This window comes from Nonomuraea sp. NPDC049129 (assembly GCF_040648495.1).
In the GTDB taxonomy this organism is placed as follows: Bacteria; Actinomycetota; Actinomycetes; order Streptosporangiales; family Streptosporangiaceae; genus Nonomuraea.
Genome location: NZ_JBEZDU010000008.1, coordinates 259,495 through 285,674, shown reverse-complemented (window position 1 = coordinate 285,674; position 26,180 = coordinate 259,495). Strand labels below are relative to the sequence as shown.

Here is a 26,180-nt window from a genome sequence, read left to right as displayed (position 1 = left end):
CGGAGGGGCGTCCCCAAAGGCCCCCAGCCACGACGGACCGGCTGCTTCCCTCCTCCGGAGGGGTATCCGTCCAAGGGACCCGAGCCACCACAAACCGGCTTCTTCCGCCCCCGGAGGGGGTGTCCCTCCCAAGGACCTCAACCACCACGGACCGTCGCAGGGATCGAGACGGTCATGTGGACGAACCCCCAGGGGCAACTACCGCAAGCTGGCGAAGAGCTGCTCCGCCTCCGGTTGCTTCCACACGATCCGGTTCCGGTCGTCGGGATCGGGCTCCCAGGGGACCATGACGAAGGGCATCTTGGTCTTCTCCAGCGTCCCGGCGATGCCGATCATGGTGTCGAGGTCGAACTCCGGGTCGGTCTTGAACGACTTGCCGGCCGTGGTGAGGAAGGAGCGCAGGGCCGCCGGATCCTTCAGCCGCTGCTTGGCCTTCTTCAGCATCGACATCATGAGCACCTGCTGGCGCTTGATGCGCTGGATGTCCGACCCGTCGCCGTAGTGACGCAACCGGATGTAGCCCAGCGCCTGCTTGCCGTTGAGCAAGTGCTTGCCCGCAGAGAGCCTCAGCTTCGTGTTCTTGTCATCCACCGCCTGCGGCAACGTGACCTCGACCCCGCCGAGGGCGTTCACGATGGCCTCCACGCCCGAGAACTCGACCTCCATCATGTGGTCGACACGCACCTTCGTCAGCGTCTCGACCGTCTTCACCGAACAGGCGAGACCGCCGATACGGAACGCCTGATTGATCATGTCTTTCCTGGCCGGCTGGGACCCGCAGGCGGGGATCCGCACCATCGAGTCCCTGGGGAAGGAGATGATCGTGGCCTTCGTCCGGTCGGCCGGCAGATGCAGCAGCAGGAGCGTGTCGGAGCGGGCTCCGTTGTCGAACCTGTCCGAACCTCCCTGGCTGTCGCTGCCGACCAGGAGCACGTTCAGCACGCCGCTCGTGTTGGCTGGGCGGGCACCTGCCGGTTGTGGCACGGTCTGGCGGCCCGCCAGCATCAGCGTGGGCACGGCGACGGTGGCCACGGTGGCCATCGTGGCCACCGCGACGAGACCCGTCAGCAGCCACGTCAACCGCCTGCGCCGCGGTCTGGCCTGGAGCAGGCGCTGCCGCTGGCGGACCAGCGTCGCCGGAGGCTGGTGTTCGAGCTCCCTGCCGAGGTCGCGGAGCATCTTCAGGTCGTCCATCGTCACTCCTCCTCAAGCATCGGGTTGGTGTCGCCGAGCGCCGCGCGTACCTTCCGCCTGCCCCTGTTGAGGCGGGAGCGTACGGTGCCGATCGGGATGCCGAGCGCCCGCGCGACCTCGTCGTACGTCAGATCGCCCCACGCGATCAGCAGGAGCACGTCGCGGTCCTTGGCGGGCAGGGCGGCCAGCGCGCTGGCCAGCTCGGGGCGCGACGCCTGCGCGGTCACCCCGGCGGCCACGCGGTCGGCCGGGGACTCCACGTCGGCGTCGACAGGGGCGCGCTGCAGGGCGCGGTAGCGGGCCGCCTCGGTGCGGTGATGCCGGGAGACGAGCTTGGTCAGGATGCCGAAGAGCCACGGCCGGGCGTCTGGATAGCTCGGGTCGTAGCTCTTCCTGCGGGAGAAGGCGACCAGGAACGTCTCGCCGACGATGTCCTCGGCGGGCTCGGGGCCCAGCCGTTTGGAGACGTACCTGTAGAGCATGGCGGAGTAGCGGTCGAAGAGCTCGGCGAACACTTCAGGATCGGTCAGCGAAGCGTGCACGAGCTCTGCGTCCGCACCCCTGGTGGCGGGTTGCGTGATCATCTCCGCCCTTCTGCGGGGGGAAGTCGGTCAGGGATGTATCACCACAACCCGCCATTCAGGTTCACGGTGGTCCACGTTCAGCGGGCCGCCGCAAGCCGCGGAGTTCGCGCTCACACCTCCTTGACGCAACCTCCGTCGATCACGAGGTCGGCGCCCGCCGTGCTGCCAGAGCGGGGCGAGACCAGGAGCGCGATCGCGTCGGCGACCTCCTGCGGGGTGACCAGGCGGCCGGTGGTCAGCTTCATCATCTCCGGGGCCACCTTGGTGATCACGCTGTCCCGGTCGGCGCCGACCATGCCCCCGAAGACGTCAGCCGCGCCGCCCTCGTCGGTCCACCAGGGGGTGAGCACGGGCCCGGGAGAGACGGTGTTGACCCTGATGCCCTGCGGGCCGTACTCCTCGTCGACCGCCTTGCTGACGAAGGTGAGGGCCGACTTGGCCGCGCCGTAGTCCATGTTCACCGCCGAAGGCTGCCGGGCGGTGACGGAGGAGACGTTGACGATCGAGCCGCCGCCGCCCTCCAGCATCACCGGTACGGCGGAGCGGATCATCCGGATGACCGAGAACAGGTTGAACTCGAACATCCCCCGCCAGGTGTCGTCGTCCGAGGTCATGAACCCGGCGTGCGGCAGCGTCACGCCGGGCGGCGGGCCGCCGGCGTTGTTGACCAGGATGTCCACCCGCCCGAACTCCTCGACCGCGCGGGCGACCACCTCGGCGGGCGCCTGCGGGTCCATCAGGTCTACCGGCACGTGCACCGCCTTGCCGGGCAGCTCGGGGGTGCGGGTCCTGGAGGCCGCGACGACGTGGGCGCCCTCCTCGATCAGGGTCTGTGTCACGGCCAGGCCGATGCCCTTGGACGCCCCGGTGACGATGGCGACGCGGCCGGTAAGTTGCAGATCCATAGTTTTCCTTCGCTTCCGGTGTGCTCTCAGTCGGAGAACACCGGCGGCCTCCTACTGGTTGCAGGTGCAGCGGGGACCGTCGAGGAAGTGCAGCTCACCGTGGGCGAAGTCCAGGTGGGCGCGGCGGTTGAGCGTGGGGCACTCGGACGTGGCGATGTACTGGACGATGTCGTGCACGGCCCAGGCCGCGATGACCGTGTTGGTGGCGCCGAACGACCACGGCGTGGGACCGTGGCCGCCCTCCAGCCGCCGCTCGCGCGACAGCCCGGCCTCACGGGCGTGCTCGAAGCAGATGTGGCAGTGTCCCTCGCGGGGCGACAGCAGCGGGCCCCAGTGGCCGTGCTCGTGGGCGACCGCCGCACGGCTCATGGCCACATCCCGTTCGCGGCACCACCGCCAGACCGTGTCGGCCAGCTCGGCGGGCTCGTCGGCGCCGATGAGGACGAGATCCACGTGCGGCAGGCCGTCAAGGTCGGCCGCACTGGCGACACGCCGCCGTACGGACAGCACCTCGGTCTCGGGCGCGAAGTCACGCAGCCGCGCGCTGAGCGCGTCGACCTTGGGCACGCCCACGTCCCTTGTCGTGTACGGCAGCTGCCTGTTGAGGTTGTGCAGCTCGACCACGTCGGGATCGACGGCCACGATGCGGCCGACCCCGGCGGCGCCCAGGTGCTGGGCCGCGACCGCGCCGATGCCGCCCACGCCGAGGAGCATGATCGTGCAGGTGGCGATCCGCGACTGGAGCTCGCGCGCGTCGGGGGCGAAAAGTGTCAGGTAGCCGTGCTGGCGGGCGAGCCGGCCCGTGGACTCGGCCGCCGACTGCGGCGGCTCCGAGGTGAGCCACCCCATGTGCGTCAGCGCCGCCACCAGGTCGGCCAGCAGCCGGTCCGCGTGGATCTCACTGTCGTCGACGCCGTCCCGCAGCAGCGTGACCGCCTGCTCGACGCGGTCGAGGTCGCCCCGCAGCGATAATCCGTCACGTGAGCCGGTCGACAGGATCACCTGGTCGCCGGCGTTCGTGACGAGCACGGAGTCGACGAGCCGTCTCATGCACGCTCCCTAGGTGTCGAACCCATGGGTGTCCAGCCGCCGTCTTGCCTTGCTCGGTTTCCCCATCCTTGATGGCTTGACCGATCATGTCAAGATTCTGTTGAGTTCAGAAGAATGGCGGAAAGGCGGGGCCGCGGCGCAGCCTCAGCTCGTTGAGCATCTGCTGGATGATCTCGCGGATGTGATCGGTGAGGTTGAACACCAGCACCGGATCGTCGGCGTCCGCCGCGTCGTACTCGTCGGTACGGATGGGCTCCCCGAACTGGATCATCCACTTCGACGGCAGCGGCACCAGGCCGAGCGGGCCGAGCAGCGGGAAGAGCGGGGTGATCGGCAGATAGGGCAGGCCGAGCAGCCTGGCCAGCGACGGCAGATCGCCGATCTTGGGGTAGATCTCCTCGGCGCCCACGATGGCGGTGGGCAGGATCGGCACCCCGGCGCGGATCGCCGACGCGACGAACCCGCCGCGGCCGAAGCGCTGCAGCTTGTAGCGTTCGGAGAACGGCTTGCCGACGCCCTTGAACCCCTCGGGGAACACCCCGACGAGCTCGCCCTTGCGCAGCAGCCGGTCGGCGTCCTCGCGGCAGGCCAGCGTGTGGCCGGTCTTGCGCGACAGGTGGGCGAGCATCGGAAGCTGGTAGACCAGGTCGGCGCCGAGCAGCCGCAGCGGCCGGTCGGCCTCGTCGTGCAGCGCCACCTGCATCATCAGCGCGTCGACCGGCAGCGTGCCGGAGTGGTTGGCCACGACCAGCGCGCCGCCCTCATCGGGCACGTTCTTCAGATCGACCGTCTCGACCCTGAACCAGTGGTGGTAGAGGGGCCTGATCAGCTCCAGCAGCACCTTGTCCGTCAGCTCGGCGTCATAGCCGAACTCGTCGACCTCGTAGTCGCCGGTGATGCGCCGGCGGATGAAGGCCAGCAGCCTGGCCAGCGGCTCCGGCTCCTCGAAGGAGGGTGCCGAGCTGATGGGGATCACGCGGGCCTCGTCGTCCGGAACGCTCAATGCCGCACACCTCCGAGCGGGTGCAGCCCCCGCGAGCGCAGAAAGTCGTCGAAGGCCGCTCCGGTGGTGAACTTGGGCTTCCAGCCCAGCTCGGCCTCCAGCCTGGAGCAGTCGACCGCCCGGCCATGGCTCATCAGCCGGACCTGCTCGGGCGAGTAGTCGACCAGTCCGGCGCGGCGCGCGGCATCGCCCAGCAGACGGAAGGCGGGCGCGAACAGCGGCAGCGACGGCCGCCCAGCCCGGCGCGCGCACTGCGACAGCAGCAACACGCCTGCCCCGGCCACGTTGTACGTGCCGGGGTGATCTTCGGTCGCCATCCGCCGCAGCACCTCGACGGCGTCGTCCTCATGGACGAACTGCAGCCGCGGGTCGAAGCCGAACACGGTCGGCAGCACCGGCTGGGTGAAGTAGCGGGTGAGCGGCGAGTCGACGCCGGGACCCATGAAGTTGGCGAAGCGCAGCAGCGAGACCGCCATGTCGGGCCGACGACGCGCGAAACCGCGCACGTAGCCCTCCACCTCGACGGCGTCCTTGGCGTAGCCGTGGCTCGGGCCGTCGTGCGGCTCCAGGTCCTCCGTGAACACCGCCGGATCCCGTGGCGACGAACCGTAGACGGCGGTGGTCGAACGGACCACCACGCGCCGCACGGTCGCCGACCGCTGGCAGGCACCGAGCAACTGCATGGTGCCGATGACGTTGTGCTCCTTCATCACGGCCCTGCCCGCGCCCCGCGACGGAGCGCTGACCAGGCTCATGTGCACAACGGTGTCGATGTCGGCAGCCGCGATCACCTGAGCGATGTCGGGGCTGCGCAGATCGACCCGGACGAACTCCGTCCGGCCGAGGGAGATGCCGCCATCTCGCGTCAGCGAGGGGGGCGGCACGGTGTCCACTCCGATGACGCGACTGATGTCCGGGTCGGCGGCGAGCACGCTCGCCATCCGAGCGCCCACGTGGCGCGAGACCCCGGTGACGAGCACGGTGTGGGTCATCAGCGCCTCGCAGCTGCGTCTGTTACTTCTTGTTGCGCCGCTGGATGCGCGTCTTCTTGAGCAGCTTGCGGTGCTTCTTCTTGGCCATCCGCTTGCGGCGCTTCTTGATCACAGAGCCCACGGGACCCCCAGGTACTGATAGCAGATCTGAACCGATGCGCGAGCGCACACCGGATCACAGCCTACCGGCGATCGGCTGTGGATCGCCCCCAGGGGGTGAGCCCGGCCGCTCGGTGGCGGCCGGGCGTCTCCCACGACGGCATTCACGGCGTGTGGCATACGCCGCTACCTCAAGATCTACCCTGCCTCGATGTAGGCCTCCCGCAGATAGTCGTGGACCGCCTGCTCGGGCACCCTGAACGACCGGCCGACTCGGATGGCCGGCAGCTCGCCAGAGTGCACCAGGCGGTACACCGTCATCTTGGACACCCGCATGACCGTGGCCACTTCCGCCACCGTCAGGAACTTCACCTCACTGAGAGGTCTTTCGCCTGCACCCATCGGACGCCTCTTCCGCACGTGTTTACGGGTTATCCCCACTGGTGCCACTGCTCACGCACGTGTACTGCCGTCAGCGTAAGTCGGGACTCCGACAGCGCAAACCCCCTATTTTCTCAGCTGACGGAGCTACCTGTCAGCCAAACCAGCAAAATCGCTGGTTAACCACCGGCTTGAGCACCTCGCCTGGACGTTGGAACTGTCCAACTTGTCACACATAAGAGTCGCCCAGGCCCCCTCAAAAGTTGGCAAAGGGACTGCGAGCCTCTTGGAATGCAGGCGCGAAAAGACAGTATGGGGATGACCGAATTGAACTCAAAGGGCCTGTGAGGCTCGTGTGACCAGATGGGCGATCAGCGGCTCGTAGTAGCGCGGTAGCACATTGTCGTCGAGGGGTACGACCACATCGATCTTGCCCTCGGCCTCGCCGAGGAAGAGTCCTGGGTCGTTGCTGTCGGCGAACGCCACCGTCGGCACACCCGCCTCTCCAGCCGCTCCCGCCCAGCCGTGGTCGGCGATGACGAGGTCCGGCGTGACCTCGCCCAGGACGGTCAGCATCCGCTCCATCGGGGCGGAGTCGTGGGTGTGCACGAATCCGCCCTTGTCATCGAGCATGGCGATGTCCTGGAGGTAGCGGATCTTACGCGCGCGTCCGAAACCCGATCCGGAGTAGGTCCAGCCCTCGGCCGGCGTCAGCAGCGTCGCCCCGCGCTCCACGGCGAACCGGGCGAGCGCCAGGTGGACGACGAGCAGGCCCGTGGGGTGCCCGGTGGCGAACAGCAGCCGCGGCTTGTCCCGCGACAGCACGCCGGCGATCCGGTCGGCCATGGCGTCGAGCGCGTCGATCGTCAGATCGGGGTCGATGGTGTCCTGGCCCCAGCGGTGTCCCGCGTCGGCCTGCACGCCCGCCGCCTTGACCATCTGCGCGAGGACGTCACGGAACGACCACGGCTGTTCCAGGGTGAGTCCCAGCATGTAATAGGGATCGCGGTTGGCCACCGAGCTGTAGTGGTCGAGATTGTTCTCGCGCGACGTGGCGACCTCGCCGGCGATCCGGGTGCGGACCAGGTGTTCGCGGAATTGGTCGCGGCTGAGCACAACTCTCCCTAAGGCATCGGGTCGAGGCCGTGCAGGGGGAAGACCGCCTGTCGGGTCGCCATGACCGCACGGTCGATGGGGTCTGCTGGGTCATAACCACCAGCTAGGTCGCGAAATTCCGGATTTCTGCCGTCCGTCATGGTCAGCGGGGGCGTCTCGCCCGTCCGCTCCCGTACGAACGCCCGCCAGGCCGGGGGTGTCTGGGTGGCCGGGTCGAGCGGATGCCCGGACAGCTCGGCCATCAGGTGCGTCCAGGCCCGCGGCACCACCTGGACCAACTCGTAGCCGCCCCCGCCCGTCGCGAGCCACCGGCCGCCGGCCGTCTCGTGCGCCAGCCGGTGCAGGGCGGAGTAGGCGGTGCGCTGACCGTCGAGGCTGAGCATCAGGTTGGCGAGCGGGTCGAGCGCGTGGCTGTCGCAGCCGTGCTGGGTCACCAGGATCTCCGGCCGGAACTCGCGCAGCAGCGGCGGCACGACCGAGTCGAAGGCCCGCAGCCAGCCCTCGTCTCCGCAGCCCGCGGGCAGCGCCACGTTGACCGCCGTGCCCTCCGCGCCCGTCTCCCCCGGGTAGCCGGTGCCGGGGAACAGCGTGCGCGGGCTCTCGTGCAGGCTGATCGTCAGCACCCGGGGATCGTCGTAGAACAGCGCCTGCACGCCGTCGCCGTGGTGCACGTCGACGTCCACATAGGCGATGCGGCCGACCCCCTGCGCGAGCAGCCAGGCGATGGCCAGCGCCGGATCGTTGTAGACGCAGAAGCCGCTGGCGTTACCGGCCATCGCGTGGTGCAGACCGCCGGAGATGTTGACCGCGTGCTCGGCCGTGCCCTCCCAGACCGCGCGGGCGGCCGCGAGCGTCGCGCCCGCGATGAGCGCCGAGGCATCGTGTACGCCCTTGAAGGCCGGATTGTCGGACGTGCCGAGCCCCACGGACAGGTCGGCCCCGCCGGAGGCGGAGACGCGCTTGACGGCCTCGATGTAGTCGCGCCGGTGCACCAGGGCCAGTTCGTCGTCGGTGGCGGGCACACAGCCGACCACCTCGATCTTGTCCAGCACGCCGAGCTCACGGGCGAGCGCCATCGTCAGCTCCACCCTGACGGGCGCCAGCGGATGACTCGGCCCGAAATCGTAGGAAGTGAGAGCATCGTCCCAGATGGCCCGTGCCGTAGAACTCATTCTTGCTCCCGTCCCTCGCCCTTGAAGCGACGTTACCGCAGCGTCAACTGGCCGCGTCCAGACGGTGACGGGGGCTGTTCCGGCGAAATATCGCCGCTTTTCAATAACTGCCACATAGGGTTGGATCATGCGCTTCATGCGACGCGTCACGGCCGCATGGCGCTTCTTCAAGCGTCCGCGCGTCTTCGACATCACGCTGGTGACCGTGCTCGTCGGGGCCGCGAGCGTCGGCCTGGTCTCCGTGCTGCGCCAGGGCTACCCGGACGTCGCCATGGGCGCCGGCCTCTTCATTCTCAGCACGTTCCCGCTGCTGTTACGGCGGACCCGGCCCGTCACGGTCGCCGCGATCGAGACCGCCGGTGAGGTCTTCGGCATGGCCGCCGGCATCATGGCGTCGGCCAACATCTCCTCGACGATCGCCTTCTACAGCGTGGGCCGCTACACCCCGGGCAGGACCGCCGCGCTCACCGCCGTCGGCGGGGGCGTGGTCTACGCTCTGGCCAACCACCTGACCAGGCCGGTACCCGGCGCTTGGATGATCGGGTTGTACCCGCTGGCCCCCATAGTCGTCGGCCAGTTCGTCAGAGTCCGCGCCGAGCTCAGGGAGCGCGGCCAGCGGGAGGCCACCGAGAGCGCGGTCCGCGCCGAGCGGCGGCGCATCGCCAGGGAACTGCACGATGTCGTGGCCCACCACATCAGCGTCATCAACGTGCTGGTCGGCGGCGCCAGGGCCACCCTGCCGCCGAGCGAGGACGCCGCCCATGACGCCCTGGCCGGGGCGGAGCGGACCGCGCGTCAGGCACTGGCGGAGATGCGCCAGCTCCTCAACGTGCTCAGGGCCGACGACCCGGTCGGAGCCGGCGGCGTGTTCACCACGGACGGGCTGCTCAGGGTCGAGGGGGGCGCCGACGCCGCGACCGGGGTGGGCGCCGCCCGGCTGCCGGCGCTGGTCCAGGAGGCCGCGACCGCCGGACTGCCCACGAGCCTGACCGTGATCGGCGAGCCCGTCACGCTGCCGACGACCGTCGACCACGCCGTCTACCGGATCGTGCAGGAGGCGCTGACCAACACCCGCAAGCACACCGTGGGGGCGCGGGCCAGCGTCCGGCTGGCGTACGAGAGCGGGGCGGTCGAGGTGGAGGTCATCGACGACGGCCTGCCCGCGGCGGGCAGCCGGAACGCCCCGGCTCCGGGGTTCGGGCTGGACGGGATGGCCGAGCGCGTCACGCTGTGCGGCGGCCTCCTGAGTACGGGCCCCCGTTTGGAGGGCGGCTTCCTGGTACGCGCCCGCATTCCCCTGGAGACGACATGATCACCGTACTGCTGGCCGACGACCACGCGCTGGTGCGCAAGGGCTTCCAGCTCATGCTCGACGCCCAGCCGGACATGCGCGTGGTGGGCCAGGCGGCCGACGGCGCGGAGGCGGTCGCGCTGTGCGAGCGGCTGCGCCCGGACGTGGTGCTGATGGACCTGCACATGCCGGGCCTCGACGGGGTTCGCGCGACCGAACGGATCACCGTGGAGTCGCCCGGTGTGCGGGTGCTCGCGCTGAGCACGTTCGACCTGGACGAGAACGTGGTGGCGGCCCTGCGGGCGGGCGCCGCCGGGTTCCTGCCCAAGGACGTCTCCCCCGAGGAGCTGGTCGAGGGCGTCCGCGTGGTGCACCGCGGCGAGTCCGCCGTGGCGCCGCGCCTGCTGACCCGCCTGATCGGCACGTTCGTACGGGCGGCGCGACCGCGCCGCCGGGCGGCTCCCACGAAGCTGGACGGGCTGACCGAGCGCGAGCGCGAGACGCTCGTCCTGATCGCCCGCGGCAGGTCCAACGCGGAGATCGCCGAGGAGCTGGACGTCTCCCCCTCGACCGTCAAGAACCACGTGACGAGCCTGTTCGCCAAGATCGGCGTCCGGGACCGGGCCCAAGCGGTGATCGTGGCCTACGAGGCGGCGCTGATCACCCCTGGAGAGTAGGAGCAGGGTCCCAGAGACCGCGCCCACGAACGGTCCTCCAGCAGGACGAAATCCCGTTCCCGCCCGGCCACGCTTGGATCATGACCGCGATCCGGGCAACGAACCTGAGCAAGCGCTACGGCGGCACCGTGGCCGTGGCGGACCTGTCCTTCGACGTCGAACCCGGCCAGGTGACCGGGTTCCTGGGACCGAACGGCGCCGGGAAGTCGACGACCATGCGCATGATCCTCGGCCTGGACCACCCGTCGGGCGGGTCGGTCCTCGTGGACGGCAGGCCGTACGGGGAGCTGCGGCACCCGCTGCGCAAGGTCGGCGCGCTGCTCGACGCCAAGGCCGTGCACGGCGGGCGCAGCGCCCGCAACCACCTGCTGGCCATCGCCCAGACCAACGCCATCCCGGCGAGCAGGGTGGAGGAGGTGCTGGAGGAGGTCGGCCTGACCAAGGTGGCCAAGCGGCGGGTCGGCGGGTTCTCGCTCGGCATGTCGCAGCGGCTCGGCATCGCCGCCGCACTGCTCGGCGATCCGGAGATCCTGCTCTTCGACGAGCCCGTCAACGGGCTGGACCCGGACGGCATCCTGTGGATCCGCACGTTCATGCGGAAGCTGGCGGCCGAGGGGCGCACGGTGTTCGTCTCCAGCCACCTGATGAGCGAGATGGCGCAGACGGCCGACCACCTGGTGGTGATCGGCAAGGGCGCGCTGATCGCCGACACGAGCATGTCGGAGTTCATCGGGCGCAGCTCTCAGTCGTACGTACGGGTGCGCTCGCCCCGCCTGGCCGAGGTGGCCGATCTGATCAAGGTCGGTGACCTGCACGCCGACCACCTGAGGGTGACCGGAGTGACGCCGCTGGAGATCGGCACGATCACGGCGCGGGCCGGGTTGCCGCTGGAGGAACTGACGTTCGTCCAGCCCTCGCTCGAAGCGGCCTACATGGAGCTCACCAAGGACAGCCTGGAGTACTCATCATGATCGACATTTTCCGGTCCGAATGGACCAAGATCCGCTCTGTCCGCTCGACGGTGTGGACCCTGGCCACCACCGCCGTGCTGATGCTGGGCTTCTCCGTCCTCCTCAACGCCTCGGCCAAGGGCATGGCCAAGGGGCCGGTCCCGGGCTCGGAGGCGATCATGTTGAGCCTGACCGGGGCGATGATGGCCTCGATCTCCATGGCCACCCTGGGCGTTCTGGTGATCTCCAGCGAATACCGCACCGGGGGGATCCGCACCTCGCTCATGGCAGTGCCCCAGCGCATGCGCCTGCTGACCGGCAAGATCGTGGTGTTCGTCGCGGTGTCGCTCGTCGTGTGCCTGGTCGCGTCGGCCGTCGCGGTGGGCGTCGGCTTGGCGATCGCCCAGCCACCGTCCATCGAGATGGGGGAGGTGGCGCGGGCTACGCTCGGGTCCGGTCTCTACCTGACCGCGTGTGGGCTGTTCGGGCTGGGACTGGGCACACTGATCAGGCACACGCCGGGCGCGATCGTGTCGGCCATCTCACTGATCCTGGTACTGCCCAGCGTCGCGATCCAGCTCCCGGGCGAGTGGGGCAGGACCGTGGCCGCATACTTCACCACGAACGCCGGCTTGCTGGTCGTGTCCGGCGACAGCCGCGGCTCCCTGGGCCCGTGGAGCGGGTTCGCGGTCTACCTCGCCTGGGTGGCGGTCGCGGTGATCGCGGGCGCCGTGCTGATGCGGCGCCGCGACGCGTAATCGCCGTTGATCCCGTTACTCGGCGCGGAGGGCGATGACCGGGTCCAACCGGCCGGCCCTCCGCGCGGGCGCGACGCCGAAGAACACGCCCACCGCCGCCGAGACACCGAACGCCAGCGCGATCGACCACCAGGTGATCGAGGCGGGCACCGGCGTGAGCGCCTGGATGGCGAGGGCGCCGCCGACGCCGAGCAGGATCCCGATGACGCCGCCGATCGTCGTCAGCAGCACCGCCTCGATCAGGAACTGGGTCAGCACGTCGCGCTGCCTGGCCCCGAGCGCCTTGCGCAGCCCGATCTCACGGGTCCGCTCCCGGACGCTGACCAGCATGATGTTGGACACGCCCACGCCGCCCACCAGCAGCGAGATGCCGGCGATCGCGGCCAGCACGCCGGTGAGCATGCCGAGCACGCTGCCGATCGTGCCGAGCAGCTGGGTCTGCGTGACGGCCGAGAACTTCTCCCCCGGATACCTGTCGGTCAGCGCCGCCACGACCCGGCTCTGGAGCGGCTCGATCTCGTCGGGCCCCGACGCGCCCACCGCGATGCCGTTGACCCTGGCGATGCCGAGCAGCCGCTGGGCCGTCGTCACCGGGATGTGCACCTCCTGGTCGCGCGAGACCCCGAAGGTCTGGCCGATCTTGGCGTAGACGCCGACGACCCGGAACCGCGCCCCGGAGATCGTCAGCTGCCGCCCGATCGGATCGAGGTCGCCGAACAGCTTGTCGGCCACCTCGGAGCCGAGCACGGCGACCCGGCGCCGGGTGTCGACGTCGGTCCCGCTCAGGTGACGGCCCTTGTCGAGCGGGCGGTCGAAGATGTTGGTGAGGTTCTGGTCGGTGCCGACGACGGTGACGAACGCCTCGGTCCCGCCGACGCGTACGGTCTCGCCCGACTGCAGCGACACCGTCACCTTGGCCGGGTCGCCGACCACACGCCGCACGTACGCGACGTCGGCCAGGTTGAGCTTGCTCTGGGTCGGCGCCGCGCCCACAGTGAGCCGGCCAGGGACGACCAGGATGATGTTGGTGCCGAGGCCGGAGATCTCCTTCTCCACCGCGTCCTTCGCGCCGGTGCCGACGGCCACCAGGATCACCACGGCGAGCACGCCGATGACGACCCCGAGCATGGTCAGCACGCTGCGCATCCGGTTGACCCGCAGCGCCTCCAGCGCCATGCCGAACGCCTCTCGCCCCCTCACCCCGCGCCGCCGCCGTCCCTCTTCTCCCTTTCGCCCTGCTCGCTCCTTTTGCTCTGCTCGCTCTCCTTGCTCTGCTCGCTCTCCGCGCTCTCCTGGGCGCCGGTGTCCAGCTCGATCAGCCCATCGCGTACGTGGATCTGCCGCCGGGCGTGCCCCGCGACCTCCGGCTCGTGCGTGACCAGCACCACGGCCACCCCGCTGTCACTGTTGAGCCGGTCGAGTATGGCCATGACCTCGGCGCCGTTGCGAGTGTCGAGATTGCCCGTCGGCTCGTCGGCCAGCAGCACCTTCGGCTCGCCCACCAGCGCCCTGGCGATCGCCACGCGCTGCTGCTCGCCGCCGGACATCTGCGAGGGCCGGTGCTCCATCCGGTGCCCCAGACCCACCGCCTCCAGCGCGGCCCGCGCCCTGGCCCGGCGCTCGGCCTTCCCCACCCCCCGGTAGACCAGCGGCAGCGCCACGTTCTCCAGCGCCGAGGTCCTGGCCAGCAAGTGGAACGACTGGAACACGAACCCGATCGTCTTGTTGCGCAGCTCGGCCAGCTGGGTGTCGGACAGTTGCGACATCTCCACCCCGTTCACCCGGAGCCGCCCGGACGTGGGCCGGTCGAGGCAGCCGAGTAAGTGCATCAGCGTGGACTTGCCGGACCCGGACGGCCCGATGATGGCCACGAACTCGCCGCGGCCGATGCGCAGCGACACACCGCGCAACGCCTCCACGGCGACGCCGTCGAGCTGGTAGCGCCTGGTGAGATCGACGGCTTCCAATGCGGCGTCCGACGCGGCGGCGGTCATGGCAGTCGCTGCCCTTGCCGTACCGAGTCCGCGCCCTTGACCACGATCCGGTCACCGACCGACAGTCCGTTCAGCACCTCGACCACCGCCTCTCCCTGGGCGCCGAGCTTGACCACGCGGCGCTCCGCCGTACCGTTCCTGACCACCCAGACCACGCTCTCGCGCCCGCTGGAGACGATCGCCGAGGCCGGGGCCGCGATGGCGGCGGGCGACTCGCGGACCGTCAGCCGCGTCACCGCGCTCATACCCGGTTTGGGGGTGGGCGCCGCGGCGCCGTCGTCGAACCGGCCCGCGCCGAGCGTGAGCTGCACCGGGTAGCTGACGCCGCCCGTCGTGCCGGGCATCGGCGTCACGCCGACGCCCGTGACCCGCGCGGAGTAGGCCGCGCCGGGAACCGCGTCCAACTCGACCGTGGCCTTGGTGCCCTTCTTGACCAGCAGCACGTCGGTCTCGTCGATGTCGGCGGAGAGGGTGAGCTCCGAGACGTCCGTGACGGTGACGATCGGGTCGCCCACCGACACGGGAACACCGGTCGCCACCGGCGTGCCGCCGCTCGCCGAGCCGCCGGAGGTGTCGGCGGGCAGCTGCTGGCCGCCGGTGGGCAGCTGGCTGAGCAGGCCGTTCAGGCTGCTCGCGGCGCCGCCGCCCGAGGGCCGGCCGAGCGTGACCACCCCGCCGAACGGCGCCTTGACGGTGAGCGACTTCACCGCGCTCTCCGCCGCCCTGACCGCGGCCTTCGCCTGGGACCTGGAGGCCGCCTGCAACGACGCCATGGACGACGTCAGCCCGCCGAACCCGCTGGTGACCCCGGCCAGCACGCTGTTGATCGACCGGTTGAGCTGCGCGGTGATCGACTTCAGGGCCCTGGACTGCGCCTTGTGCTGGGCCTCGGCCAGGCCGATGGCGCTGAGCAGCTGCCTGCGGGCCTGAGCGTCGTCGATCTTCTTCGCCTCCCTGCGCGCCTTGGCGAAGTGCGCGGCCACCTTGCGGTCGAACGCGCCGGTGTCGAAGGAGGCGAGCCGGACGTTCGGGCGGCCCAGGCTCGGGGTCGCGGGCGCGGCCGACTTCGACGCCCGCCGGGCCTGCTTGAGCTGGTCCTGGGCCTGCGGCGAACGGATCTTGGCCACGATCTGGCCCTTGCGCACGTGGTCGCCCTCGCGTACGTACAGGTGAGCGATCGTGCCCTGGGCGGGCGAGCGGAGGGTGGCCGTGGCGCGGGCGCCGATGGTGGCGGGCGCCTCGACGACCTCGGTGACGGGGGCGCGCTTGACGTCGGCCAGTTGTACGGCGGCCGGTGCCTCGGCCGAGCAGCCGGTCAGCGCGAGCAGGACGAGCAGCGGGGGGATGCCGCGACGGATCGTCACCCGACCCATCGTAGGAGCAGGGTGCCCGGGGTGGCTTGGGCCTCCCGAACTCGGGCCGGACACAGCCCGGACTCACTCCGGCCCCAGCCCGAGGCCGGCTCGCGGCTCCGGTCGCGGGCGGCTCGCGGCTCCGGTCGCGGCTCAGCCTGAGGCCAGCTCGCGGCTCCGGTCGCGGGCGGCCTCGATGGCGGCCAGGAAGGCGGCGCGGACGCTGTGGCGTTCGAGCTCGGCGATCGCCGCGATCGTGGTGCCACCGGGCGAGGTGACCGCCTCGCGCAGGATCACCGGGTGCTCGCCCGAGTCGCGCAGCATCACGGCGGCGCCGACGATCGACTGGGTGACCATGTCGAGCGCGGCCGCCCTGGGCATGCCGAGCAGGATCCCCGCGTCGACCATGGCCTCGACCAGGTAGAAGAAGTAGGCGGGCCCGCTGCCCGACAGCGCGGTGGCCGCGTCCTGCTGCGACTCGGGGATGCGCAGCACCTTGCCGACCGGCTTGAGCAGGTCCTCGGTGTGCTGGAGGTGCTCCTCGCTCGCGTGGGCGCCCGCCGAGATCACGCTCATCGCCTCGTCGAAGCGGATCGGCGTGTTGGACATCACCCTGACGACCGGCACTTCGACGCCGAGACGCTGCTCGACGAAGGCGCTGGTGATGCCCGCGGCGGCGGTGATCACCAGTCGGTCGGCGGGGACATAGGGGGCGATCTCGGCCAGCAGCGCCGCCATGTCCTGCGGCTTGACCGCCAGGATGATCGTCTCCGCGGCCTTGGCGGCCTCGGTGTTGGTCACGGTCCGCACGCCGTAGGCCTCGCGCAGCGCCTGCGCCCGCTCCGGCCTGCGGGACGTCGCCATGATGTCGCCCGGATCGAACCCCGCTCGCAGCAGCCCGGACAGGAGGGCCTCGCCCATCTTGCCCGTGCCCAGAATCGCAATCACCCCAGTAGCCTACCGAGCCGCTGCCTGCTGACCGGCGACCCGGGCGACCCAGACGACCGGGCGACCCGGAAGACCCAGAAGACCCAGGCGACCGGGCGACCGGGCGACCGGGCGACCGGGCGACCGGGCGACCGGGCGAAGCTAGTGCCGGCTCAGCAGCGACCGGGCGAAGAAGGCCAGGTTGCGCGGGCGCTCGGCGAGGCGGCGCATGAGGTAGGCGTACCAGTCGGCGCCGTAGGGCACGTAGACGCGCACCTGCGCGCCGAGCCCGGCCAGCCGGGCCTGCTCGGCGGGCCGCACGCCGTACAGCATCTGATACTCGAAGCCCGTCGCGTCCCGCCCGGTGAGTACGGCCAGCGCCGAGGCGATCTCCACCAGCCGCGGGTCGTGCGTGGCGACCATGGGATAGCCGGTGCCCGCCATCAGCACCTTGAGGCAGCGCGCGAACGACCGGTCGATGTCGGCCCGGGAGGTGAGGGCGCCGGGCGCGCTGTAGGCGCCCTTGCAGAGCCGTACGCGGGCGCCGTCGAGCCGCTCGCAGCGCTCACGGGCGTCCGGCAGGTACGCCTGCACCACGATGCCCACGTCGGGATACTCCTTGCGCAGTGTGGCGTGCACGGAGTCGAGCCTGGGGATCGTGTCGTGTTCCTCGGCGTCGAGGGTGACCGTCACTCCCCCGGCCGCGGCGGCCTCGCAGACGGTGGCCGCGTTGTCGAGCGCGAGCTGCTCGGACAGCCGCAGCCCCAGCGCGGTCAGCTTGACCGACACGTCGGCGTCGCGAGGCAGCCGGCCGAGCAGCGTGAGGTAGCCCTGGACCGCACGCTCGACCTGCGCCCGGTCGGTGACGTCCTCGCCCAGGCAGGCGATGGTGACGAGCAGCCCGTCGCGGGTCAGCCGGGCGACGACCGCTTCGACGTCGTCGGCGACATAGCGCTTGACCACGTCTCTGGTCAGCGGCGAGGTGGTGACGACCCGCTCGACGAGGTCGCTCCTGGATACGGCTAGCAGGGCCTGACGCAGCACATATTCCACCCTAACTTCGCCGGCGCGAAACCCGCCGGATTCGGTAGCTGAACCTGCGAGCCGTCCCATTCGTCCAAGAGGTATGCGCACAATGACAGCGACTCTTCTGGCCGGATGTCTGGTGCTTGCGACGAGTTGCGGGGCCCCCGCGCCTGCCAAGCAGGCCACCGCCCCCGCCCCACAGACGCCGGTCACCACTGACCCCGTGGCGAGTGTTCCCGCTGAGACCACTCCCACGAAGGCTCCGAAACCGGTCAAGCCCACGGGCGACACCATCAACACGCACAAGGTCCGCTGGACCAAGGCGCAACCGACGTCCCACGGCCGCAAGCTCAAGCTCATCTGGTGGTCGGGCGTGGCCCCGTGCACCGTCCTGGACCGCGTGAAGGTCAAGGAGACGCGCAAGAGCGTCAAGGTCACCCTGTACGAGGGCACCGCCCCGAAGGCCAAGGACGTCGCCTGCATCATGATCGCGGTGGAGAAGACGACGACGGTCAAGCTCAAGACCCCGCTCGGCAAGCGCAAGGTGCTGGACGGCGCCAAGCCCTGAACCTCAACCAGACCCAGACCCCGGCACACGACCCTTGTAGCGCCAGGGTCCGCCAGTTTCGAGTGGGGGACTTTCGGGGGGAACGACCAGACCCCGGCACACGACCCTTGTAGCGCCAGGGTCCGCCAGTATCGGACGGGAGACTTTCAGGACGGAACGACCAGACCCCCGCACACGACCCCTGTCGCGCCGGGGTCTCGTCAGGGTTTGAGGGGGGAACTCTCAGGGGGAATACGGGTGCCCGGGGTCGGGTTGAGTCGAGTAGGCTCAAGCTGTTTGACAAACACCCCGGGCATTCGTACCTTGAGTCTGACCGACTCAACTTTAACTACAGGGACGTACTCATGGCACGTGCGGTAGGTATCGACCTTGGGACGACCAACTCCGTCGTCTCGATCCTCGAGGGCGGTGAGCCCACCGTCATCGCCAACGCGCAGGGCTCGCGGACCACGCCGTCCGTGGTCGCCTTCGCTAAGAACGGCGAAGTCCTGGTCGGCGAGGTCGCCAAGCGACAGGCCGTCACCAACGTGGACCGGACCATCCGCTCCGTCAAGCGGGAGATGGGCACCAACTGGTCCCAGGAGATCGACGGCAAGAAGTTCTCCCCCCAGCAGATCAGCGCCTTCGTGCTGCAGAAGCTGAAGCAGGACGCCGAGGCCTACCTGGGCGAGAAGATCACCGACGCGGTGGTCACCGTCCCGGCCTACTTCAACGACGCGCAGCGCCAGGCCACCAAGGAGGCCGGCACGGTCGCGGGCCTCAACGTGCTCCGCATCATCAACGAGCCCACCGCGGCGGCCCTCGCCTACGGGCTCGACAAGGAGCAGGACCAGACGATCCTGGTCTTCGACCTCGGCGGCGGCACCTTCGACGTGTCCCTGCTCGACGTCGGCCAGGAGGACGGCCACGGCTTCGTCGAGGTCAAGGCGACCTCCGGCGACAACCACCTCGGTGGTGACGACTGGGACCAGCGGGTCGTCGACGAGCTGGCCAACCGGTTCAAGAACGCCCACGGCGTCGACCTGTCCAAGGACAAGATGGCGCTCCAGCGCCTGCGTGAGGCCGCCGAGAAGGCCAAGATCGAGCTGTCCAGCCAGGCCGAGACCACCATCAACCTGCCCTACATCACCGCCTCCTCCGAGGGCCCGCTGCACCTCGACGAGAAGCTGACCAGGGCCGAGTTCCAGCGGCTGACCGCCGACCTGCTCGAGCGGACCAAGGGCCCGTTCCACCAGGTCATCAAGGACGCCGGCATCAAGATCTCCGACATCGCCCACGTGGTGCTCGTCGGCGGCTCGACCCGCATGCCCGCCGTCTCCGAGCTCGTCAAGGAGCTGACCGGCGGCAAGGAGCCCAACAAGGGCGTCAACCCGGACGAGGTCGTCGCCATCGGCGCCGCCCTGCAGGCCGGTGTGCTCAAGGGTGAGGTCAAGGACGTCCTGCTGCTCGACGTGACCCCGCTGTCGCTGGGCATCGAGACCAAGGGCGGCATCTTCACCAAGATCATCGAGCGCAACACGACGATCCCGACCAAGCGCTCCGAGGTCTTCACCACGGCCGAGGACAACCAGCCGTCGGTGCAGATCCAGGTCTACCAGGGCGAGCGCGAGATCGCTTCTTACAACAAGAAGCTGGCCACCTTCGAGCTGACCGGCATCGCCCCGGCGCCGCGCGGCATCCCGCAGATCGAGGTCACCTTCGACATCGACGCCAACGGCATCGTCAACGTCTCCGCCAAGGACCTGGGCACGGGCAAGGAGCAGACGATGACGATCACCGGCGGCTCCGCGCTGCCGAAGGACGACATCGAGCGGATGATGCGCGAGGCCGAGTCCTACGCCGACGAGGACAAGAAGCGCCGCGAGGAGGCCGAGGTCCGCAACAACGCCGACGGGCTCGCCTACCAGACGGAGAAGTTCCTCCGCGAGAACGACGACAAGGTCCCCGGCGAGATCAAGACCGAGGTCGAGGAGGCGCTCGCCGAGCTGAAGAAGGCTCTGGAGGGCACCGACACCGACGTCATCCGCAACTCGGCCGAGAAGCTCGCGACCGTCAGCCAGAAGATGGGCTCGGCGATCTACGCGCAGAGCCAGGCCCAGCAGCCCGGCGGCGAGGGCGCCCCGCAGGACGCCGCGGCCGGCGAGCAGCAGAAGGCCGATGACGACGTGGTCGAAGCCGAGATCGTCGACGAAGACCAGCCGAAGAAGGACAAGTGATGCCGACGCGTGACAACGGGCACGACGAGCCGGTGATCCGCGACAACCGCAAGATCGACCCGGAGACGGGCCAGGTGCGCGAACGACCGCAGGACCAGGACACTCCCCCTCCTCCCGCCGCCAGTGAGGCGGCGGCGCAGGACGGGGACCTGCTGGCCCAGCTCTCCGAGCGGACGTCCGACCTGCAGCGCCTCCAGGCGGAATACACCAACTACCGCAGGCGGGTCGAACGCGACCGCGGAGCCGTGCGGGAGCAGGCCGTCGCGAGCGCCCTCCAGGAGCTCCTGCCCGTGCTCGACGACATCGGCCGGGCACGTGATCACGGCGAGCTCACCGGTGGCTTCGCGAAAGTGGCAGAGTCACTGGAAGCGGCCGTCACCAAGCTCGGGCTCAACTCCTTCGGCCAGAAGGGCGACCCGTTCGACCCGACCGTCCACGAGGCGCTGATGCACAGCTACTCGCCGGACGTCACCGAGCCGACCGCGATCGAGGTGCTCCAGCCCGGTTACCGGATGGGTGACCGGGTGCTCCGCCCGGCGCGGGTGGCCGTGGCGGAGCCAGAAGACGCCCCCCCGGCGTCCGACGACGACAACTGACGAAGAACGAAGGGCGATAGATGAGCACCAAGGACTACCTGGAGAAGGACTACTACGCCGTCCTTGGTGTGCCCAAGTCAGCCACGGCCGAAGACATCAAGAAGGCCTACCGCAAGCTGGCCAGGCAGTACCACCCCGACACCAATCAGGGCGACGTGGCCAAGGAGACCAAGTTCAAGGAGATCTCCGAGGCCAACGACATCCTGTCCGACAGCAAGCGCCGCAAGGAATACGACGAGGCGCGCACGCTGTTCGGGTCCGGGGTGGGGGCCCAGCGTCCCGGCAGTGGCGGCTTCCCGTTCGACTTCGGCGACCTGTTCGGGGGCACCGCCAACCAGCAGCAGCAGGGCCACGGGGCGGGTGAGCGGCTCGGCGACCTGTTCGGCGGGCTGTTCAACCGCGGTGGCGGCGGCTCGGCCCGTACGACCAGCGCCACCAGGCCGCGGCGTGGCCAGGACGTCGAGTCCGAGGTCACGCTCACGTTCTCCGAAGCGGTCGAGGGCTCCACGGTGTCGCTCAGAATGACCAGCTCGGCCGCCTGCACGGCCTGTAGCGGCACCGGGGCCAAGGCCGGCACCACCCCACGGGTCTGCCCGACCTGTGAGGGCACGGGGGCGGCCAGCCGTAACCTGGGCAACTTCGCCTTCTCCGAGCCCTGCCGCGACTGCAAGGGCCGCGGCCTGCTCGTGGACGACCCCTGCCCCGTGTGCGAGGGCAGCGGCCGGGCCAAGAGCACCCGCAACATCCAGGCGCGCATCCCCGCGGGGGTGGCCGACGGACAGCGGGTCAAGCTCAAGGGCAAGGGCGCTCCGGGCGAGAACGGCGGCCCGGCCGGCGACCTCTACATCCTCACGCACGTCAAACCGCACGCCGTCTTCGGCAGGACGGGCGACAACCTGACCATCACGGTGCCGGTGACCTTCTCCGAGGCCGCGCTCGGCGCCGAGATCAAGGTGCCGATACTCAAGGGGCTGCCGGTCACGCTGCGCATCCCGACGGGCACGCCCAACGGCCGCACGTTCAGGATCCGTGGCAGAGGCGTCGCCCGCAAGGACGGCACCAAGGGCGACCTGCTCGCCACCGTCGAGGTGCTCGTCCCCAAGACACTGGACGACAAGTCCCGCGAGCTCCTCACGGAGTTCAACACCGCGACGGCGGGCGAGGACCCGCGGGCTGATCTCATACAGAGAGCCAGAAGCGAGTAGCCGATGGACGCCAACTATTTCGACCTGTCAGACGAGACTCCGGTCTATGTGATCTCGGTGGCCGCACAGCTGTCGGGCCTCCATCCGCAGACCTTGCGGCAGTACGACCGGCTCGGACTGGTCTGTCCAGGCCGCACGGCGGGGCGCGGCCGCCTCTACTCCACCCGCGACATCATCCAGCTCCGCGAGGTTCAGCGGCTCTCCCAGGAGGAGGGCATCAACCTCGCGGGCATCAAGCGGATTCTCGAGCTCGAGAACGAGGCTCTGCGGCTGCGTGAGGAGGTTCACCGCCTCCGCGCCGAGATGCAGATGGTCAGGGCGCTGATCCGCTACGAGCTGCCACCGGGGGCCTAGAACACATGGACTACAAGCTCACCCAGAAGAGCCAGGAAGCTCTCTCCGGGGCCATGCGGCGTGCCGCCGCGGAGGGCAATCCGGAGATCGCGCCCGCCCATCTGCTGACCACTCTGCTCGCCCAGACGGGCGGCACCGCCATTCCGCTGCTCGAAGCCGTCGGCGCCGACTGGAAGACGCTGCGCGCCAAGGCCGAGGAGCAGCTCGCCGGGCTGCCGAAGGCGCAGGGCTCCACCGTAAGCGCGCCGTCGAGCTCCCGCCAACTGCTCACCGTGATCAACACCGCGGCGCAACGGGCCAAGCGGCTCGAAGACGAGTACGTCTCCACCGAGCACCTGCTCGTCGGCCTGGCCACCGACGGCGGCCAGGCGGCCGAGCTGCTGAAGTCCCAGGGTGCGACGCCTCAGGCGCTGCTCGACGCCTTCGAGAAGGTACGCGGTCACGCCCGTGTCACCAGTGAGACGCCCGAGGACACCTACCAGGCGCTGGAGAAATACGGCGTCGACCTGACCGAGCGGGCCCGCAACGGCAAGCTCGACCCGGTCATCGGCCGCGACTCCGAGATCCGCCGGGTCGTGCAGGTGCTGTCGCGGCGCACCAAGAACAACCCGGTGCTGATCGGCGAGCCCGGCGTCGGCAAGACGGCCGTCGTCGAGGGCCTGGCCCAGCGCATCGTGGCCGGCGACGTGCCCGAGTCGCTGCGCAACAAGCGGCTCATCTCACTCGACCTCGGCGCGATGGTCGCGGGCGCCAAATACCGCGGCGAGTTCGAGGAGCGGCTCAAGGCCGTGCTCTCCGAGATCAAGGAGAGCGACGGGCAGATCGTCACGTTCATCGACGAGCTGCACACGGTCGTCGGGGCGGGCGCCGCCGAGGGCGCGATGGACGCGGGCAACATGCTCAAGCCCATGCTGGCCCGCGGCGAGCTGCGCATGATCGGCGCCACGACGCTCGACGAATACCGCGAGCGCATCGAGAAGGACCCCGCGCTGGAGCGCCGCTTCCAGCAGGTCTACGTCGGGGAGCCCACGGTCGAGGACACGATCGCGATCCTGCGCGGGCTCAAGGGCCGCTACGAGGCCCACCACCAGGTCCAGATCGCCGACAGCGCGCTGGTCGCCGCCGCCGCGCTCTCCGACCGCTACATCACCAACCGCTTCCTGCCCGACAAGGCCATCGACCTGGTCGACGAGGCCGCCTCCCGGCTGCGCATGGAGATCGACTCGCGTCCCGTCGAGATCGACCAGCTCCAGCGCAACGTCGACCGGATGAAGATGGAGGAGCTGGCCCTTTCCAAGGAGACCGACGAGGCCTCCATCCAGCGGCTCGAACGCCTGCGCAAGGAGCTGGCCGACCGCCAGGAGGAGCTCAACGCCCTCGTCGGCCGCTGGGAGCTGGAGAAGGCCGGTCTCAACAAGGTCGGCGAGCTGAAGAAGCAGCTCGACGAGGCCAGGAGCGGCGCTGAGCGGGCGCAGCGCGACGGCGACTTCGAGGCCGCCTCCCGGCTCATGTACGCCGAGGTGCCGCGCCTGGAGCAGGCTCTGCAAGCCGCCTCCGACGCCGCGACGCCCGACCACGCCATGGTCAAGGAGGAGGTCGGCGCCGACGACATCGCCGAGGTCATCTCCTCCTGGACGGGCATCCCGGCGGGGCGCCTGCTGGAGGCTGAGACGGCCAAACTGCTGCGGATGGAAGAGGAGCTGGGGCGGCGCCTCATCGGGCAGCAGCAGGCCGTACAGGCCGTCTCGGACGCCGTACGCCGGAGCCGGGCCGGGATCTCCGACCCCGACAGGCCCACGGGCTCGTTCCTGTTCCTCGGCCCGACGGGTGTCGGCAAGACCGAGCTGGCCAAGGCGCTGGCGGAGTTCCTGTTCGACGACGAGCGGGCGATGACCCGCATCGACATGAGCGAATACTCCGAGAAGCACAGCGTCGCCCGGCTCGTCGGCGCGCCTCCCGGCTACGTCGGCTACGAGGAGGGCGGCCAGCTCACCGAGGCCGTCCGGCGGCGGCCCTACACGGTCGTGCTGCTCGACGAGGTGGAGAAGGCCCATCCCGAGGTCTTCGACATCCTGCTGCAGGTGCTCGACGACGGCCGGCTGACCGACGGCCAGGGCCGTACCGTCGACTTCCGCAACACGATCCTGATCCTCACCTCCAACATCGGCTCGCAGTTCCTGGTCGACCCCAAACTGGCCAACGGCGCCAAGCGCGAGGCCGTGATGGGCGCGGTGCGCAGCTCGTTCAAGCCGGAGTTCCTCAACCGGCTCGACGACGTGATCCTGTTCGACGCGCTCGGCTCGGAAGAGCTGACGCGCATCGTCGACCTCCAGGTCGAACGCCTGGCCCAGCGGCTGGCCGACCGCAGGCTCACGCTGGAGGTCACCGACGCGGCCAGCGAGTGGCTGGCGCTCACCGGCTACGACCCTATGTACGGGGCGCGCCCGCTGCGCCGCCTGGTCCAGTCGGCGATCGGCGACAAGCTGGCCAAGGCGGTGCTGTCGGGCGAGGTCGTGGACGGCGACCGGGTGCTGGTGGACCTGGGCGACGACGAGCTGTCCATCGTCCGCGGCTGAGGTCTGATACGTGACGCCCGGGAACCGATCGGTTCCCGGGCGTCACGTATCACGGCAGGTGGGCAGGCTCACGCCACCACCGGGCCGGTCACCTCCGCCCTCTCGGGACGTCCCTGGTCAGGACACCAGGGCGTCGAGGTCGTCCTCCGGTAGGCCGAGGTCCACCCTGATGCGGTAGCGAGTGCGTAGCAGGGCCACGTGCTCGGGGTCGTCCTCGTCGCAGGCCAGCACCGCCTGGGTCGCCCACTCGTGCCCAGCCCGCAGGTCACCGTAGGCGACCAGGGTCTCGGCGATCGTGTGGGCGGTCGCCGTGGTGGCTCTGCCCTCCGCACGGATGGTCTCGATGACCTCCCTGGCCTCGTCCGGCCTGTCGAGCTCGAAGAGCGTGTCGGCGATGCCGGCTCGCGGGTCGATGCTCGACTCACCACCGTCCTCCATCGCACGCTGGAAACACTCCATCGCACGCGCGGGCTGTCCCGCCGCCCGCCATTCCTCGGCGGCCAGGACCAGGATGGATGCCCTGGAAACGTCGCCCGTCGAATAGCCGAGCGCGACGTCGTACAGCCGCTTGGCCAGCGAACCGTGGTCGTCGGCCAGCAGTGCCTGCTCTAGCAGGCGATCAAGGTGCTCACGGGTCACATGCGCCACACCGCGAGACTACCGAGCCGCTTGCGGTTTTGCCCGGTCAATACACATCGCGGATCTCGCACAGGTTCGGCAACGTAGCGTTAAAGTGTGCCTACAGTCAGCGTGTCTGTGCTGGTCGGAGGGGATATTACCGTCGCGCTCGTCCGCTAGTGGAGGGAGTCGCGATGGGCCTGTCCAGGCAGATGACCTTCATTTTGGTCTGCCTCGTCGTACTGTCCGCCGTGATTCCCGGGGCGGTCGGCTACCTTTCGGCCCGGCTGGAGGCCATCGAATCGGCGGAGCGAAACCTGCACGCGCTTGAGGCGAGGCTGCACACCAGGATGATCCGGGAGGCCCGCGACGCACGGTCGGTGACGTTCCTGACACCGTGCGCGCCGGGCACCGACACCTCTCGCACCCAGCCGCACCCGCCGCCCGCCTCCGCGCTCGTCCCGGAATCGGGCGACCGGCTCCAGTCCAGGTACGACCCTCGCGGCTCGACTCCCGCCTGGCTGCCGGAGCTCCTCAGAGAGCTGCACGCGGCCCACTGACGGCCCAGCAGCCCGG

General features: G+C 69.8%; 26 protein-coding genes and 1 pseudogene. 11 read left to right on the top strand and 16 right to left on the bottom strand.

All coding sequences use genetic code 11. The features are described 5' to 3' along the window. Nucleotides 1–198: 198 nt before the first annotated feature. The 10 genes from AB0B64_RS26895 to AB0B64_RS26850 form a co-directional block, all read right to left on the bottom strand. Nucleotides 199–1,194, bottom strand: coding sequence for an LCP family protein (locus tag AB0B64_RS26895; RefSeq protein ID WP_358180415.1), 996 nt, complete (start codon nt 1,192–1,194; stop codon nt 199–201). 2 nt (nt 1,195–1,196) lie between these two features. Further along, nucleotides 1,197–1,778, bottom strand: a complete 582-nt coding sequence (locus tag AB0B64_RS26890; RefSeq protein WP_358180412.1) for a sigma-70 family RNA polymerase sigma factor — start codon at nt 1,776–1,778, stop codon at nt 1,197–1,199. Between the two features lie 110 nt (nt 1,779–1,888). Further along, nucleotides 1,889–2,683, bottom strand: a complete 795-nt coding sequence (locus AB0B64_RS26885) for an SDR family NAD(P)-dependent oxidoreductase (RefSeq protein WP_358180409.1) — start codon at nt 2,681–2,683, stop codon at nt 1,889–1,891. A 51-nt stretch (nt 2,684–2,734) separates the two neighbouring features. Continuing rightward, nucleotides 2,735–3,733, bottom strand: a complete 999-nt coding sequence (locus AB0B64_RS26880) for a ThiF family adenylyltransferase (RefSeq protein ID WP_358180406.1) — start codon at nt 3,731–3,733, stop codon at nt 2,735–2,737. 106 nt (nt 3,734–3,839) lie between these two features. Next, nucleotides 3,840–4,709 carry a lysophospholipid acyltransferase family protein gene (locus AB0B64_RS26875; RefSeq protein ID WP_358180687.1) on the bottom strand — a complete coding sequence of 290 codons (870 nt, stop codon included), beginning with the start codon at nt 4,707–4,709 and terminating at the stop codon, nt 3,840–3,842. A gap of 23 nt (nt 4,710–4,732) precedes the next feature. Then, a complete protein-coding gene (locus AB0B64_RS26870; protein ID WP_357954619.1) occupies nt 4,733–5,728 on the bottom strand; it encodes an NAD-dependent epimerase/dehydratase family protein in 996 nt (331 codons plus the stop codon). A 22-nt stretch (nt 5,729–5,750) separates the two neighbouring features. Next, the gene (locus tag AB0B64_RS26865; protein WP_018654693.1) at nt 5,751–5,849 is read right to left on the bottom strand and encodes an AURKAIP1/COX24 domain-containing protein; all 99 of its coding nucleotides are present in this window, start codon (nt 5,847–5,849) and stop codon (nt 5,751–5,753) included. A gap of 176 nt (nt 5,850–6,025) precedes the next feature. Beyond that, on the bottom strand, nt 6,026–6,229 hold the full coding sequence (locus AB0B64_RS26860) for a helix-turn-helix domain-containing protein (protein WP_026214222.1): 204 nt from the start codon (nt 6,227–6,229) through the stop codon (nt 6,026–6,028). 312 nt (nt 6,230–6,541) lie between these two features. Next, nucleotides 6,542–7,324, bottom strand: coding sequence for a phosphatase (locus AB0B64_RS26855; RefSeq protein ID WP_357954617.1), 783 nt, complete (start codon nt 7,322–7,324; stop codon nt 6,542–6,544). Between the two features lie 8 nt (nt 7,325–7,332). After that, nucleotides 7,333–8,496: an acetoin utilization protein AcuC gene (locus AB0B64_RS26850; protein ID WP_357954615.1), complete on the bottom strand. Its 1,164-nt coding sequence runs from the start codon at nt 8,494–8,496 to the stop codon at nt 7,333–7,335. A gap of 136 nt (nt 8,497–8,632) precedes the next feature. Between AB0B64_RS26850 and AB0B64_RS26845 the strand changes: the two genes are divergently transcribed. From AB0B64_RS26845 to AB0B64_RS26830, 4 genes are all read left to right on the top strand, one after another. Next, nucleotides 8,633–9,808 (top strand): histidine kinase, encoded by a 1,176-nt coding sequence (locus AB0B64_RS26845; protein WP_358180403.1) that lies wholly within the window; start codon nt 8,633–8,635, stop codon nt 9,806–9,808. Then, nucleotides 9,805–10,464: a response regulator transcription factor gene (locus tag AB0B64_RS26840; protein WP_357954611.1), complete on the top strand. Its 660-nt coding sequence runs from the start codon at nt 9,805–9,807 to the stop codon at nt 10,462–10,464. Before AB0B64_RS26845 ends, AB0B64_RS26840 begins: the two co-directional genes overlap by 4 nt. An 80-nt stretch (nt 10,465–10,544) precedes the next feature. Beyond that, complete coding sequence (locus AB0B64_RS26835) at nt 10,545–11,435, top strand: ABC transporter ATP-binding protein (protein WP_358180400.1); 891 nt, start codon at nt 10,545–10,547, stop codon at nt 11,433–11,435. After that, the gene (locus tag AB0B64_RS26830) at nt 11,432–12,172 is read left to right on the top strand and encodes an ABC transporter permease subunit (protein WP_358180397.1); all 741 of its coding nucleotides are present in this window, start codon (nt 11,432–11,434) and stop codon (nt 12,170–12,172) included. The genes AB0B64_RS26835 and AB0B64_RS26830 overlap by 4 nt, the downstream gene beginning before the upstream one ends. A gap of 15 nt (nt 12,173–12,187) precedes the next feature. Here AB0B64_RS26830 and AB0B64_RS26825 read toward each other — a convergent pair whose 3' ends face one another. The 5 genes from AB0B64_RS26825 to AB0B64_RS26805 all read right to left on the bottom strand — a co-directional run bounded on the left by AB0B64_RS26825 (nt 12,188) and on the right by AB0B64_RS26805 (nt 17,489). After that, nucleotides 12,188–13,372, bottom strand: coding sequence for an ABC transporter permease (locus tag AB0B64_RS26825; protein WP_358180394.1), 1,185 nt, complete (start codon nt 13,370–13,372; stop codon nt 12,188–12,190). Beyond that, the gene (locus tag AB0B64_RS26820) at nt 13,369–14,166 is read right to left on the bottom strand and encodes an ABC transporter ATP-binding protein (protein ID WP_358180391.1); all 798 of its coding nucleotides are present in this window, start codon (nt 14,164–14,166) and stop codon (nt 13,369–13,371) included. Before AB0B64_RS26820 ends, AB0B64_RS26825 begins: the two co-directional genes overlap by 4 nt. Further along, the gene (locus tag AB0B64_RS26815; protein WP_358180388.1) at nt 14,163–15,530 is read right to left on the bottom strand and encodes an HlyD family efflux transporter periplasmic adaptor subunit; all 1,368 of its coding nucleotides are present in this window, start codon (nt 15,528–15,530) and stop codon (nt 14,163–14,165) included. The genes AB0B64_RS26820 and AB0B64_RS26815 overlap by 4 nt, the downstream gene beginning before the upstream one ends. 141 nt (nt 15,531–15,671) lie before the next feature. Continuing rightward, on the bottom strand, nt 15,672–16,466 hold the full coding sequence (gene proC / locus AB0B64_RS26810) for a pyrroline-5-carboxylate reductase (RefSeq protein WP_357954599.1): 795 nt from the start codon (nt 16,464–16,466) through the stop codon (nt 15,672–15,674). 141 nt (nt 16,467–16,607) lie between these two features. Beyond that, nucleotides 16,608–17,489, bottom strand: coding sequence for a proline dehydrogenase family protein (locus AB0B64_RS26805; RefSeq protein WP_358180385.1), 882 nt, complete (start codon nt 17,487–17,489; stop codon nt 16,608–16,610). A 91-nt stretch (nt 17,490–17,580) separates the two neighbouring features. Here AB0B64_RS26805 and AB0B64_RS26800 point away from each other — a divergent pair, with 91 nt between their 5' ends. The 6 genes and pseudogenes from AB0B64_RS26800 to clpB all read left to right on the top strand — a co-directional run bounded on the left by AB0B64_RS26800 (nt 17,581) and on the right by clpB (nt 24,986). Next, nucleotides 17,581–18,039 carry a hypothetical protein gene (locus AB0B64_RS26800; protein ID WP_357954595.1) on the top strand — a complete coding sequence of 153 codons (459 nt, stop codon included), beginning with the start codon at nt 17,581–17,583 and terminating at the stop codon, nt 18,037–18,039. 344 nt (nt 18,040–18,383) lie between these two features. Further along, nucleotides 18,384–20,255: a molecular chaperone DnaK gene (gene dnaK, locus AB0B64_RS26795; protein WP_357954593.1), complete on the top strand. Its 1,872-nt coding sequence runs from the start codon at nt 18,384–18,386 to the stop codon at nt 20,253–20,255. Continuing rightward, nucleotides 20,255–20,851 (top strand): nucleotide exchange factor GrpE, encoded by a 597-nt coding sequence (gene grpE, locus AB0B64_RS26790; RefSeq protein WP_357954591.1) that lies wholly within the window; start codon nt 20,255–20,257, stop codon nt 20,849–20,851. The genes dnaK and grpE overlap by 1 nt, the downstream gene beginning before the upstream one ends. 20 nt (nt 20,852–20,871) lie before the next feature. Next, nucleotides 20,872–22,056 carry a molecular chaperone DnaJ gene (dnaJ, locus tag AB0B64_RS26785; RefSeq protein WP_358180382.1) on the top strand — a complete coding sequence of 395 codons (1,185 nt, stop codon included), beginning with the start codon at nt 20,872–20,874 and terminating at the stop codon, nt 22,054–22,056. 3 nt (nt 22,057–22,059) lie between these two features. After that, nucleotides 22,060–22,365, top strand: a pseudogene (locus AB0B64_RS26780) (helix-turn-helix transcriptional regulator); the annotation flags it as partial. A gap of 50 nt (nt 22,366–22,415) precedes the next feature. Further along, nucleotides 22,416–24,986 (top strand): ATP-dependent chaperone ClpB, encoded by a 2,571-nt coding sequence (gene clpB / locus AB0B64_RS26775; protein ID WP_357954587.1) that lies wholly within the window; start codon nt 22,416–22,418, stop codon nt 24,984–24,986. A 117-nt stretch (nt 24,987–25,103) separates the two neighbouring features. Here clpB and AB0B64_RS26770 read toward each other — a convergent pair whose 3' ends face one another. Beyond that, nucleotides 25,104–25,634, bottom strand: coding sequence for a tetratricopeptide repeat protein (locus AB0B64_RS26770; RefSeq protein WP_225299024.1), 531 nt, complete (start codon nt 25,632–25,634; stop codon nt 25,104–25,106). Nucleotides 25,635–25,798: 164 nt separating this feature from the next. Here AB0B64_RS26770 and AB0B64_RS26765 point away from each other — a divergent pair, with 164 nt between their 5' ends. Further along, nucleotides 25,799–26,164: a hypothetical protein gene (locus AB0B64_RS26765; RefSeq protein WP_358180379.1), complete on the top strand. Its 366-nt coding sequence runs from the start codon at nt 25,799–25,801 to the stop codon at nt 26,162–26,164. The last annotated feature ends 16 nt before the right edge of the window (nt 26,165–26,180 follow it).